This window comes from Citrobacter sp. RHBSTW-01013 (assembly GCF_013781985.1).
Classification (GTDB): Bacteria; Pseudomonadota; Gammaproteobacteria; order Enterobacterales; family Enterobacteriaceae; genus Citrobacter; species Citrobacter braakii.
Genome location: NZ_CP056185.1, coordinates 3790442 through 3802461, shown reverse-complemented (window position 1 = coordinate 3802461; position 12020 = coordinate 3790442). Strand labels below are relative to the sequence as shown.

The 12020-nt window shown below is 52.3% G+C and carries 13 protein-coding genes; 5 read left to right on the top strand and 8 right to left on the bottom strand.

From position 1 onward, the window contains the following. Positions 1–26 precede the first annotated feature (26 nt). The 4 genes from yajO to xseB are packed head-to-tail and all read right to left on the bottom strand — an operon-like array spanning position 27 to position 4087. Positions 27–1001 carry a 1-deoxyxylulose-5-phosphate synthase YajO gene (gene yajO, locus HV350_RS18355; protein WP_181629080.1) on the bottom strand — a complete coding sequence of 325 codons (975 nt, stop codon included), beginning with the start codon at positions 999–1001 and terminating at the stop codon, positions 27–29. Between the two features lie 56 nt (positions 1002–1057). Continuing rightward, positions 1058–2920 (bottom strand): 1-deoxy-D-xylulose-5-phosphate synthase, encoded by a 1863-nt coding sequence (dxs, locus tag HV350_RS18350; RefSeq protein WP_181629079.1) that lies wholly within the window; start codon positions 2918–2920, stop codon positions 1058–1060. Between the two features lie 24 nt (positions 2921–2944). Further along, a complete protein-coding gene (gene ispA, locus HV350_RS18345) occupies positions 2945–3844 on the bottom strand; it encodes a (2E,6E)-farnesyl diphosphate synthase (RefSeq protein WP_016152039.1) in 900 nt (299 codons plus the stop codon). After that, positions 3845–4087: an exodeoxyribonuclease VII small subunit gene (xseB, locus tag HV350_RS18340; RefSeq protein WP_016152040.1), complete on the bottom strand. Its 243-nt coding sequence runs from the start codon at positions 4085–4087 to the stop codon at positions 3845–3847. A 208-nt stretch (positions 4088–4295) separates the two neighbouring features. Here xseB and thiI point away from each other — a divergent pair, with 208 nt between their 5' ends. After that, a complete protein-coding gene (thiI, locus tag HV350_RS18335) occupies positions 4296–5744 on the top strand; it encodes a tRNA uracil 4-sulfurtransferase ThiI (RefSeq protein WP_005125147.1) in 1449 nt (482 codons plus the stop codon). A gap of 99 nt (positions 5745–5843) precedes the next feature. Here the strand turns inward: thiI and HV350_RS18330 are convergent, their stop codons facing one another. From HV350_RS18330 to panE, 3 genes are read right to left on the bottom strand one after another with little or no spacing between them, the layout of a single operon-like run. After that, a complete protein-coding gene (locus tag HV350_RS18330; protein WP_181630672.1) occupies positions 5844–6923 on the bottom strand; it encodes a hypothetical protein in 1080 nt (359 codons plus the stop codon). Between the two features lie 31 nt (positions 6924–6954). Further along, on the bottom strand, positions 6955–7545 hold the full coding sequence (yajL, locus tag HV350_RS18325) for a protein deglycase YajL (protein ID WP_181629077.1): 591 nt from the start codon (positions 7543–7545) through the stop codon (positions 6955–6957). Beyond that, positions 7508–8419, bottom strand: a complete 912-nt coding sequence (panE, locus tag HV350_RS18320) for a 2-dehydropantoate 2-reductase (RefSeq protein ID WP_016155860.1) — start codon at positions 8417–8419, stop codon at positions 7508–7510. Before panE ends, yajL begins: the two co-directional genes overlap by 38 nt. Before the next feature lie 174 nt (positions 8420–8593). On the opposite strand from panE, the gene HV350_RS18315 reads away from it, so the two are divergent. Continuing rightward, complete coding sequence (locus HV350_RS18315) at positions 8594–9085, top strand: YajQ family cyclic di-GMP-binding protein (protein ID WP_003831002.1); 492 nt, start codon at positions 8594–8596, stop codon at positions 9083–9085. A 94-nt stretch (positions 9086–9179) separates the two neighbouring features. Here HV350_RS18315 and HV350_RS18310 read toward each other — a convergent pair whose 3' ends face one another. Continuing rightward, a complete protein-coding gene (locus HV350_RS18310) occupies positions 9180–10544 on the bottom strand; it encodes an MFS transporter (protein WP_016152045.1) in 1365 nt (454 codons plus the stop codon). 182 nt (positions 10545–10726) lie between these two features. On the opposite strand from HV350_RS18310, the gene tssD reads away from it, so the two are divergent. The 3 genes from tssD to HV350_RS18295 are packed head-to-tail and all read left to right on the top strand — an operon-like array spanning position 10727 to position 11999. Then, positions 10727–11209, top strand: a complete 483-nt coding sequence (tssD, locus tag HV350_RS18305) for a type VI secretion system tube protein TssD (protein WP_016155861.1) — start codon at positions 10727–10729, stop codon at positions 11207–11209. A gap of 11 nt (positions 11210–11220) precedes the next feature. Beyond that, positions 11221–11670: an STM2901 family protein gene (locus HV350_RS18300; protein ID WP_047357696.1), complete on the top strand. Its 450-nt coding sequence runs from the start codon at positions 11221–11223 to the stop codon at positions 11668–11670. Continuing rightward, positions 11670–11999: a DUF1493 family protein gene (locus tag HV350_RS18295; RefSeq protein WP_047357697.1), complete on the top strand. Its 330-nt coding sequence runs from the start codon at positions 11670–11672 to the stop codon at positions 11997–11999. The genes HV350_RS18300 and HV350_RS18295 overlap by 1 nt, the downstream gene beginning before the upstream one ends. Positions 12000–12020 lie beyond the last annotated feature (21 nt).

Genomic DNA, 12020 nt, shown 5'->3' with positions numbered 1-12020 from the left:
AGCGCGCGCCATCGGGCAATGCCAGATTATTTAAATCCGACCACCGGATGCTGTTTGTACGGCGTTTCCAGCTCGGCAATCTGCTCCGGCTTCAGCGTCAAATCCACCGCATTAAGTAACTCATCCAGCTGTTCCTCGCGCGAAGTGCCGATAATCGGCGCTGCCACCCCCGGTTTGCTCAGCAGCCAGGCCAGCGCAACCTGCGCACGCGTTACGCCTAATTCCTCACTGACACCGGTCAGCCGCGCGGCAATTTTCGCGTCGTTTTCATCGCTCTCAGAGTATAAATTTTTACCGACTTCATCAGAAACCAGACGTGCGGTCGTTTCTCCCCAGGGGCGCGTCAGGCGACCACGCGCCAGCGGACTCCAAGGGATCACCGCGACGCCTTCCTGATAGCAAAGCGGCAGCATTTCGCGTTCTTCCTCACGGTAGATCAGGTTGTAGTGATCCTGCATGCTAACGAACTGCGCCCAGCCGTGTTGTTTCTGTAAAGCCAGCGCCTGAGCAAACTGAGACGCGTGCATGGATGAGGCGCCAATATAGCGAGCTTTACCGGCTTTCACTACGTCGTTAAGGGCTTCCAGCGTTTCTTCGATAGGCGTATTGTAATCCCAGCGGTGAATTTGCAGGATGTCCACATAGTCCATACCCAGGCGTCTGAGGCTATCGTCGATTGAGCGCAAGATTTGTGCGCGGGATAATCCTTCCGCTAAATCATCAACCTGGTGAAAAACCTTGGTGGCGACCACGACATCTTCGCGGCGGGCGAAATCACGCAGCGCGCGGCCGACAATCTCTTCGCTGCTACCAGCGGAGTAGCTGTTGGCGGTATCAAAAAAGTTAATGCCGCCTTCAAGAGCGTGTTTGATTATCGGGCGGCTGCTTTCTTCTGGTAGCGTCCAGGCGTGATTGCCGCGATTGGGCTCGCCAAACGTCATGCAACCCAGGCAAAGGCGGGAGACCCGTAGGTCGGTTTTTCCTAAGGTGTTGTATTTCATTAATCCACTCCTGCTATGCTCGTGATGAGTTAAGCATAGCAGGAGCGGGGAGGGGATTATGCCAGCCAGGCCTTGATTTTGGCCTCAATTCCGGCGGCATTAAGTCCCAGTTCGGCGCGAGCCTCGTCCTGAGTCCCCTGCGGGATGAAGAAGTCAGGCAGGCCAATGTTCAGCACCGGAACAGGCTTGCGATGGGCCATTAGCACTTCGTTTACGCCGCTACCAGCGCCGCCCATAATGGCATTCTCTTCGAGGGTGACCAGCACCTCGTGTTGGGCTGCCATTTCGAGGATCACCGTTTCATCCAACGGTTTCACAAAGCGCATATCAACCAGCGTGGCGTTCAGTGATTCTGCGACCTGAGCGGCTTCCGGCATTAGGGTGCCGAAGTTGAGAATCGCCACTTTCGCACCGTGACGCTTCACGATGCCTTTGCCGATTGGCAGATGTTCCAGCGGCGCCAGCTCAACGCCCACCGCGTTACCGCGCGGATAACGTACGACCGTTGGACCGTCGTTGTAGTGATAGCCGGTGAACAGCATCTGGCGACATTCGTTCTCATCGCTTGGGGTCATAATGACCATTTCCGGGATACAGCGCAGGAAAGAGAGGTCGAACGCCCCTTGGTGGGTTTGTCCATCTGCGCCAACGATACCCGCCCGGTCGACGGCGAACAGGACCGGCAGTTTCTGGATGGCGACATCATGCAGTACCTGATCGTAAGCGCGTTGCAGGAAGGTGGAATAAATAGCCACGACCGGCTTATAACCGCCAATCGCCAGACCGGCTGCAAACGTCACCGCGTGCTGCTCGGCAATCGCCACATCAAAGTAGCGGTCCGGGAACTTACGTGAGAACTCCACCATACCGGAGCCTTCGCGCATCGCCGGGGTGATCGCCATCAGCTTATTGTCTTTCGCCGCGGTCTCACACAGCCAGTCACCGAAGATTTTTGAATAGCTCGGCAGGCCGCCGCTGCTTTTCGGCAGGCATCCGCTGGATGGATCGAATTTGGGTACCGCGTGGAATGTAATCGGATCTTTTTCCGCCGGCTCGTAGCCACGACCTTTTTTGGTCATGATGTGCAGGAACTGTGGACCTTTGAGATCGCGCATGTTCTTAAGAGTGGTGATAAGCCCCAGCACGTCGTGACCGTCCACCGGACCAATATAGTTAAAGCCCAGCTCTTCAAACAGCGTACCCGGCACAACCATGCCTTTGATGTGCTCTTCGGTACGTTTGAGCAGTTCTTTAATCGGTGGCACACCGGAGAACACTTTCTTCCCGCCTTCGCGCAGCGAGGAGTAGAGTTTGCCTGAGAGCAGTTGCGCCAGGTGATTGTTCAGCGCGCCGACGTTCTCTGAAATCGACATTTCGTTGTCGTTGAGGATAACCAGCATGTCGGGCTTAATATCACCCGCGTGGTTCATCGCTTCAAATGCCATGCCTGCGGTGATTGCACCGTCCCCAATCACACAAACGGTACGGCGTTCCTTGCCTTCTTTCTCGGCGGCAACCGCAATACCGATACCTGCGCTGATGGAGGTTGAGGAGTGCCCAACGCTCAGTACGTCATATTCGCTCTCACCGCGCCATGGGAATGGATGCAAACCGCCTTTCTGCCGAATGGTGCCGATTTTATCGCGGCGGCCGGTCAGAATTTTGTGCGGGTAAGCCTGATGTCCCACATCCCAGATTAACTGGTCAAACGGGGTGTTGTAGACGTAGTGCAGCGCTACGGTGAGTTCCACCGTGCCCAGACCAGAGGCGAAGTGCCCGCTGGAACGGCTTACGCTGTCGAGCAAATAGCGGCGCAGTTCGTCGCAAAGCTTTGGCAGGCTCTCTTTTGGCAGCAGGCGTAACTCCTGAGTGGAGTCGACCAGCGCCAGGGTCGGGTATTTGGCTATATCAAAACTCATCGCAAGCTCATGGGATATGTTGGTTTATTTATCACGCTGGATTATGTAGTCCGCTAGCGCTTCCAGTGCCGAGGTATCGAGTGACTGTGCGGCCAGCAAACTTAGCGACTGGCGGGCATCCTCAATTAAATCCCGGGCTTTATTCTGGGCTTGCTCAAGACCCAGAAGTGCAGGATAGGTACTTTTGCCAAGCTGCTGGTCAGCACCCTGACGTTTACCCAATGTTGCAGTATCGCCTACCACATCCAGGATGTCATCCTGAACCTGGAAGGCCAGACCGATGCTTTCTGCGTACTTGTCGAGTATTGCCAGGCATTCTCGCCCTTTATCGCCAGCGCTTAACGCACCCAGACGCACGGCGGCGCGAATCAATGCCCCGGTTTTATGGCGGTGAATACGCTCCAGCGCATCCAATTCTACCTGATGGCCTTCAGCGTCCAGATCCAACGCCTGACCGCCGCACATACCGGCGATACCGCTGGCCTGGGCCAGTTCAGAGATCATCGCGATGCGGTCACGGTCAGAAACTTCCGGCATCGGGGCGTCGCTGATAATGGAGAACGCCAGCGTCTGTAGCGCATCTCCAGCCAGGATCGCATTAGCCTCGCCAAATTTTACGTGGCAGGTCGGCAGACCGCGGCGCAGGTCATCGTCGTCCATCGCGGGTAAGTCATCGTGCATCAGCGAATAGGCATGGATACACTCGACGGCGGCAGCGGGAGCATCAAGCGTACTCAGGCTGACGCCAAACATCTGACCGGTCGCATACACCAGAAACGGGCGCAGACGTTTACCGCCTAATAATGCGCCATATTGCATGGTTTCGACCACGGGAGTGTTCTGAAAGGGCAATGGCGCGATAAAACGGCTCAGTGCCTGGTTGGCCTGCTCAACGCAAGCCTGTAGCTGCTGCGTAAAATCCATTTACTCATTATCCGGTGTGAAAGGCGTAAGGGCGGCGTCTTCAGTATCTGACAGCAGGATTTGGACGCGCTGTTCAGCCTGCTGCAACTTGACCTGTCCCTGACGTGCTAACTGTACGCCACGTTCAAATTCGTTCAGCGCTTCTTCCAGCGGCAGGTCGCCGCTTTCCAGACGGGTAACAATCTGTTCCAGGTCGCTCAGCGCTGTTTCAAAACTGGCTGGCGCTTCATTTTTCTTCGGCATAATGAATGTCTGACTCTCTGTATTGGCAGCACAAGGCTATGGTAACGGACTCGCACTGATAAGCAAATAACGCACAATGGTAAGGCGATGTGCACAGGATGACCATGATGGTGGTATACTTGCGCGCCTGGATGCAGCCGCAGGGTATGGGCTGCTGTATTTTTTTCCATTACAAGTCATTCAGACTTGCCAAAGAACCATTGCCGCCATGAAGTTTATCATTAAATTGTTCCCAGAAATCACCATCAAAAGCCAATCTGTGCGTTTGCGCTTTATAAAAATTCTGACAGGGAACATTCGTAACGTTTTAAAGCACTATGATGAAGACCTTGCCGTTGTCCGCCACTGGGATCACGTTGAGGTTCGCGCTAAAGATGAAAGCCAGCGCCTGGATATTCGCGACGCGCTGACCCGTATTCCGGGGATCCACCATATTCTCGAAGTTGAAGACGTGCCGTTTACCGATATGCACGATATTTTCGAGAAAGCGCTGGTGCAGTATCGCGATCAACTGGAAGGCAAAACCTTCTGCGTACGCGTTAAGCGTCGCGGTAAGCATGAGTTTAGCTCTATTGAGGTGGAACGCTATGTTGGCGGTGGACTGAACCAGCATATTGAATCCGCGCGCGTGAAGCTGACGAAGCCGGACGTGACGGTTAATCTTGAAATCGAAAACGACCGTCTGCTGCTGGTTAAAGGCCGCTATGAAGGTATTGGCGGTTTCCCGATCGGGACGCAGGAAGATGTACTGTCGCTGATTTCCGGTGGTTTCGACTCCGGCGTGTCCAGCTATATGCTGATGCGTCGCGGCTGCCGCGTGCACTACTGCTTCTTTAATCTCGGCGGCGCAGCGCATGAAATCGGCGTTCGCCAGGTGGCGCATTATCTGTGGAACCGCTTTGGTAGCTCGCATCGCGTGCGTTTTGTCGCGATCAACTTTGAGCCGGTGGTTGGCGAGATCCTGGAGAAAGTCGACGACGGTCAGATGGGCGTGGTCCTTAAACGTATGATGGTTCGTGCAGCGTCGAAAGTCGCTGAGCGCTACGGCGTACAGGCGCTGGTAACCGGTGAAGCGCTGGGCCAGGTGTCCAGCCAGACGCTGACCAACCTGCGCCTGATCGATAACGTTTCTGACACCCTGATCCTGCGCCCGCTTATCTCCCATGATAAGGAGCACATCATTAATCTGGCGCGTGAAATTGGTACTGAGGACTTTGCCCGTACCATGCCGGAATACTGCGGTGTGATTTCAAAAAGCCCGACGGTGAAAGCGATTAAAGCGAAGATTGAGGCCGAAGAAGAAAACTTCGATTTCTCTATCCTCGATAAAGTGGTTGAAGAAGCGAACAATATCGATATTCGTGATATCGCCCAGCAGACGCAGCAGACCGTGGTGGAAGTGGAAACCGTGAGCGGCTTCGGCCCGAACGATGTGATTCTGGATATCCGCTCTGTGGATGAACAGGATGACAAACCGCTGAAGGTTGACGGTGTGGACGTCGTTTCTCTGCCGTTCTACAAACTGAGCACCAAATTCGGCGATCTGGACCAGAGTAAAACCTGGCTGCTGTGGTGTGAACGCGGGGTGATGAGCCGTCTGCAGGCGCTGTATCTGCGCGAGCAGGGCTTTGAAAACGTGAAGGTATATCGCCCGTAGTGACTTTTGCCTGAGGGTGCTGCGCTTATCAGGCCTGCAAGCGGTATGTTTTGTAGGCCTGATAAATTGTTTACGCTGCCATCCGGTAATATAACAATATTATTCAAAACGGACGGGGAGCTTTTTCCCGTTCGACTCCCAGACACCCTGATAGACGCCGTCTTTTAACTCCAGCGTTATCTTCTCTTCCGATTGTTCAGCGGCAGAGGTCTTCAGTACATAATGTTGATTGTCGGCTGTGTCGCATTTACCGTTTAATTCAATCGGTGCGCCAAATTTCTGGTAAAAGTAAGCCCCTTCAAAAAAATCACCGTATTTGCAGTCCACCTTCAACACAATACGCATGCTTTTTCCCAACGTGCCGTACATGACCTTGCCGTCAATGCCGGGCGCTGGCGAAACCGGTGTTGTTCTCTTTGCGGTAGTCAGATACTGTCCGTAAGGCGTGAGCTGATTATGCAGTTCAACGGTCGGGATTTTCGTGGTGAAATCGCCCAGTTCGTCACCCGCGCGATTGGCGTGGTTGCTACAACGTCCATTCAGGAAAGCCAGATGGTCTTTTTGCAGGGAGAATTTGTCGATGTAGTACAGACCGTCGGTGTAGGTTGCACACGATGCGTAGAATTCGGCAAAGCCAGAATCTCCACCGTCTTCTTTTATTTGCTCTGGCTTTTGTGATTTCTGTGCGACAACAAAGGCATCAATTTGGCTGCGGATATCTTTTCTGATGCGGGTGTTCAACTCGTTCATCGTGGAGCGGGAAAAGAGGTCGTTAAGGGTAATTGTCGCGCCGTTGGCTAAATCGAAGCTGATCGGTACATTGTACGACTCGCAATACGCCCCGCAGCCTTCGACAAACATGTTGAGGGTCAACACTTTGGCGTCGCGATACTCTACCGTGTAGTCAAGGTTTGCGGTGGGATTCATCTCTGATTTCGCAAACTGATTCACGGTCGCTCGTGGATTATTTCCCGGTAGCTGATTGATAAAGCTTGTGAAAATATAATCGTTAATGCGTTTTGCAACCTGTGGGTTATCCGTTGAGGTAAACCACGGCACGCGATATTGCATCTCAGTGCTTGCGGGATAGCGATACTCAAGGCTCTCAATTTCAAGTTGAGTCGCACTGGCGTAGCCGGAAAGGAGCAGTAAAGCCACTCCGCTCAGATATCCTTTCATCATAATTCCTTGAATGCGAGTGGCCTGAAGATTACTCGTAGTAGTTATAAATTCCTGCAGCCATCACCAGTTGTGATGCCACTTCGTAAGCTTTTTCGCGACTCACCAGGAGATCAATGATTTTTAAACCGAAATCGATTGAGGTTCCCGGTCCCTGGCTGGTTAACAGATTGACGCGCGGATCCCATACGACGCGCTTATCCTGCCACTGGTCAGTGGGAATATTGTCTTTCAGCGCCGGAAAACCGGTCATGTTACCGATGGGGAAAATATCGTGTGGGACGAGGACTGTGGAGGCAGCGGCGCAAATTGCCGCGACAATGCGCCCGGAGCGATGAAACTGTTTCACGGTTTCGACAAGCAGAGGGCTGTCGCGAAAACACTCGGCGCCTTTAATACCGCCGGGCAGCACGATAATGTCGAAATCCCCGTCAGCAACTTCCACTAATGGCGCATCCGCCAGTAGTTTTACGCCGCGTGAGCACACGATCGTCAGGCCGCCATCGCTGGCAACGCTTGCGGTCGTGACCTTAATTCCGCCGCGAACCAGCAGATCGATAGTGGTGACCGCTTCGGTCTCTTCACTACCAGGGGCGAGACATACCAGTGCTTGAGCGCTCATACTCACTTTCCTTTCTCTTAACCATTTCAAACAGGCGGGCATTTTCCGGGACGGCGATGCCGTGCGCGCGGGCGCGTTTTAACAAATAACCAGTAATGTAGTCGATCTCAGTATGGCGCAGGGCATGTATGTCTTGCAGCATTGATGAGATATTTTCCGCCGTACTGTCAATCACTTGCTCAACATAATAGCGTAAATCATCTGCTGATGTGTGGTGGCCTTCGCGTTCAATGACCGCCGCCACCTCCTCGCAGATGAGCGCTATTTTTTCAGGATGATGGCGTAACTCTCCATTTGAGCAATCCCATAATGCGGTCAGCGGGTTAATGACGCAGTTGACGGCCAGCTTGCGCCACAACTCAGCGCGAATATTGTTGTGCCAGGCGACGTCCGGTAGCACCTCTTGCAGGACTTCAGCCAGATAACTGAAATCACCGTCTTGTTCACGCGCCGGACCAATCCTTGTTGTTCCCTGAGCGACATGAATGATCACGTTGCCGTCACGGCGTGCCGCGTGGGTTGTGGTGCCCATCAATAGAGGTTGCTTAATGTTATGCAACTCTTCAATCGTCCCCATACCGTTGTGAATCAGCAGAATGGGAGTGGTGTCAGGCAGAATGGCGGCCAGGCCTTTGACCGCATCAGAAACCTGCCAGGCTTTCAGAGTGACAAGCAGCAGGTCGCTTTTCGCCAAAAAATCGGGGTCGTTTGCCGTCAGGGATTCATTGAATACTGACCCATCCGTGTCGATCAGGTTAACGCTGCAATAGGGTTGCGGTACGCGTAGCCACCCCTGAACCTCATGTCCATGTTTGCACAGCGTGGTTAGCCAAAGCTGTCCTAACGCTCCACATCCCAGTACGGTAATTTTCATTCTTCCTCCTCACCTGCAACATCACCAGGTGTTAATCCATATCGGCCGTACCCCATTATTGTTCGCAGGTATCAGTACCACGTACAATTAAAGGATACAGCCTAGTATAGCGCTGTCTGTTGTGTAACTTTGCAGGTATTATGCTTCGCATCAAAAATGAAGGGAGAGGAAAAGATGCCATCTTTCGATATTGTTTCTGAAGTTGATCTTCAGGAAGCCCGTAACGCGGTAGATAACGCCAGCCGCGAAGTGGAGTCACGCTTTGATTTTCGTGGCGTTGAAGCGACTTTTGAGCTGAACGAGTCGAATAAGACGATTAAGGTGCTAAGCGAGTCTGATTTCCAGGTCAATCAGTTACTGGATATTTTACGTGCCAAGCTGCTGAAACGTGGTATTGAAGGCACTTCGTTGGACGTACCAGAAACCTTCGTGCACAGCGGTAAAACCTGGTTTGTTGAAGCTAAGCTGAAACAGGGCATTGAAAGCGCGGTGCAAAAGAAAATCGTTAAGCTGATCAAAGACAGCAAACTGAAGGTGCAGGCGCAGATTCAGGGCGAAGAAATCCGCGTGACCGGCAAGGCGCGTGACGATCTGCAATCCGTTATGGCGCTGGTTCGCGGCGGCGATCTCGGCCAGCCGTTCCAGTTTAAGAACTTCCGCGATTAAGTCGTAATGCCTGATGGCGCTACGCTTATCCGGCCTACAGGTTGCACACGCTATTTGTAGGCTGGATCAAACGATAGTCGCCATCTGGCACTCTTCACGCCTGGCTGATGGCCTGTTCAACCTCAAATCGATTCGTCACTTTGCTGTCGATTTTCACGTAAGCCGAATGCTCTTTCGCAACAATTAACACTTCGCTTATCCCTTCTTTAGCCAGCAGACGCTGCTTAAGGGTGTCATCTGCGGCAATCTCAGGCGGGATTTCCACTCGCAGGCTACTGACATACGGCGGCTCTTTCATTGTGCTTGCCACCAACAACCAAACTGCCGCCAGAAGCGCGCCGGCCAGGAATACTGCCTGACCATCAAACATTTCGACCACCCAACCGCCGAGCGAACCGCCAATCGCCACGCCAAGAAACTGGCTGGTGGAGTAAACGCCCATCGCCGTGCCTTTATAGCCAGCCGGAGACTCTTTGCTGATAAGCGAGGGGAGGAGGGCCTCCATCAGGTTGAAGGCGAGGAAGAATATCTGAACGCCTGCAATCAGCCCCCAAAAACGCACGTTAGCGCTCCACAATACAATCTCTGCGATAAGGATCAGTAACACGCAGGCGAGGAATACGCGCTTCATCCGCCGCTTCACTTCTGCGTAGATGATGAACGGCACCACGGAAACAAAGGACAGCAGCATCGTCACCAGATAAATTTTCCAGTGTTCTGCGGCGGGGAAACCGGCTTTCGCCAGTTGGCCCGGTAAGGCGACGAAAGTGGACATCAACAAAATGTGCAGACACATGATGCCAAAGTTGAGCTTGAGCAGTTTGGGCTCCGCCAGCACTTTGCTGAAGCTGCCTTTTACCATGCCAGATTCGCGGTTCAGCACGTGGCTGGTGCTATTGGGAACGACCCAAATGGTTAGCACGATGCCGGTGGTTGCAAGAGCTGCAATCATCCAGAACAGCGCGTGTAGCCCCAGCGCATGGGTAACGATCGGTCCTAGCACCATCGCAATGGCGAAGGTGATACCAAAGCTGACGCCGATAAACGCCATCGCTTTGGTACGGTTTTGCTCACGGGTTAAGTCGGAAAGCAGCGCCATCACGGCGGCGGCAATCGCGCCAGAGCCTTGCAAAGCGCGACCGAGAATAATGCCCCAGATTGAATCGGAGAGGGCGGCAATCACGCTGCCGAGAACGAACACCGCCAGCCCGCCGACGATAAGCGGCTTACGACCGATGCGGTCAGAAAGCAGACCAAAGGGGATCTGGAAAACGGCTTGCGCCAGACCATAAATGCCAATGGCAAGGCCAATCAGCGCTTCGCTGGCACCCTGTAGCGCCATACCGTACGTGGTCAGAACCGGCAGAACCATAAACATGCCAAGCATGCGCAACGAGAATACGGTCCCTAAACCCCAGGTGGCGCGCAACTCACCGGGCGTCATTTTGTAATCGTTCATTCCCACCTCTGTATTAATTTCGCGCCTAGTGTAAAGCGGGGAAGGAGTGCGGTAAACCTCTACGATATGTGGAATTGTGTAGTGGGAAAATTGAAATAATTACAACTGCAACTAATTTACTTGCGATAATTACAGGTGTAGTCTTTTGGTGGTTATTTCTAATGGAAAGAGGGAAAAGGAAAATGGCGATTCCGGGCAATATGTGGATTTATGACGATGGTGGTGCGCTGATTAAGGGCGGGTGTGATGTAAAGGGAAGAGAATACAGTATTGAATTTAAAGGCTTTCATCACAATTTGTCTATTCCCACTGATAACGGTACAGGCAAGCCAACAGGCACACGCCAACATTCACCGATGATGATCGTCAAAGAGTTTGACTACTCCAGCCCGTATTTATACAAAGCTGTCGCTTCTGGTCAGAATCTTAAGTCTGCAGAGATTCGTTGGTACAAAATCAATGATGCCGGTCAGGAAGTTGAATACTTCAATATGTTTCTGGAAGGGGTGCGGATTGTCTCCGTTTCTCCCTCGATGGCTGGTCCAGAGGACATGAATAATAACCATCTTGAAACCATAGAATTACGCTACGAAAAAATCACCTGGAAGCATTGCGACGGGAACATTATCTATACCGACGCATGGAATGACCGGCAGACGGCATAATGGGGGATTGAATGGACACAACTGAAGAGGCGAATGGAACCTATTGGTATCATGGTCACAGCAATCTGTCCGCTGGCGAATTGTTCGATCTCATCTTTCTGGAACAGTTTTGTGATGAGTTAGGTATTGGTATTGAATCGGGAGCCGCTATTCTGGCTGGTCAACCCTGGTTGAAGACGAGACAAAAACCTTCCGGGGCTATTGAAGGAACAAGTGTTGTTTCCAAATACGGGAGAATGCTTCTGAAAGATGCGCGGGTACCATTTGGTATTAAAGTCCCCACTCCGGTGGGGTTAAGGATACAAAGCACTAACAAACTCGCTGCTGTGATTGCTCGTTATGTACCCTGGCTTGGGTGGATTGGTCTTGTAAATGCACTTGTGCAAGTATCCAGAAAGACTCAGATAAAATACAACTTAATTGCTCGCTCTAAAGATCGCATTCAGTGGACATCATTCTAATGAGTATTCAAGACGATGTGTTAAAGCTTTTCAGGGAAGAAATACCTGGGTATTTGGATGAAAACTGGAAAGAGGTTCCTTTAGAACTCGACTCAGATTTGTTTGATGCCCCCGGTGATGATCTTCACAGTGCTCTGGATCGATATGAGAAAGAGTTCAAAGTCGATTTATCATGTGTGAACTGGAAACCTTATTATCCATGGCACAATCTGCCACTATTCACTAGATGGTTCAAAGCTAACCGGGAAGAAGTGGAAGCAACACGCATACCGCTAACCGTAAGGATGTTTGCTGAGTCGGCTGAAGCGGGGAAATGGCTTTATGACTGAATAACATCCCTGCCAATAAAA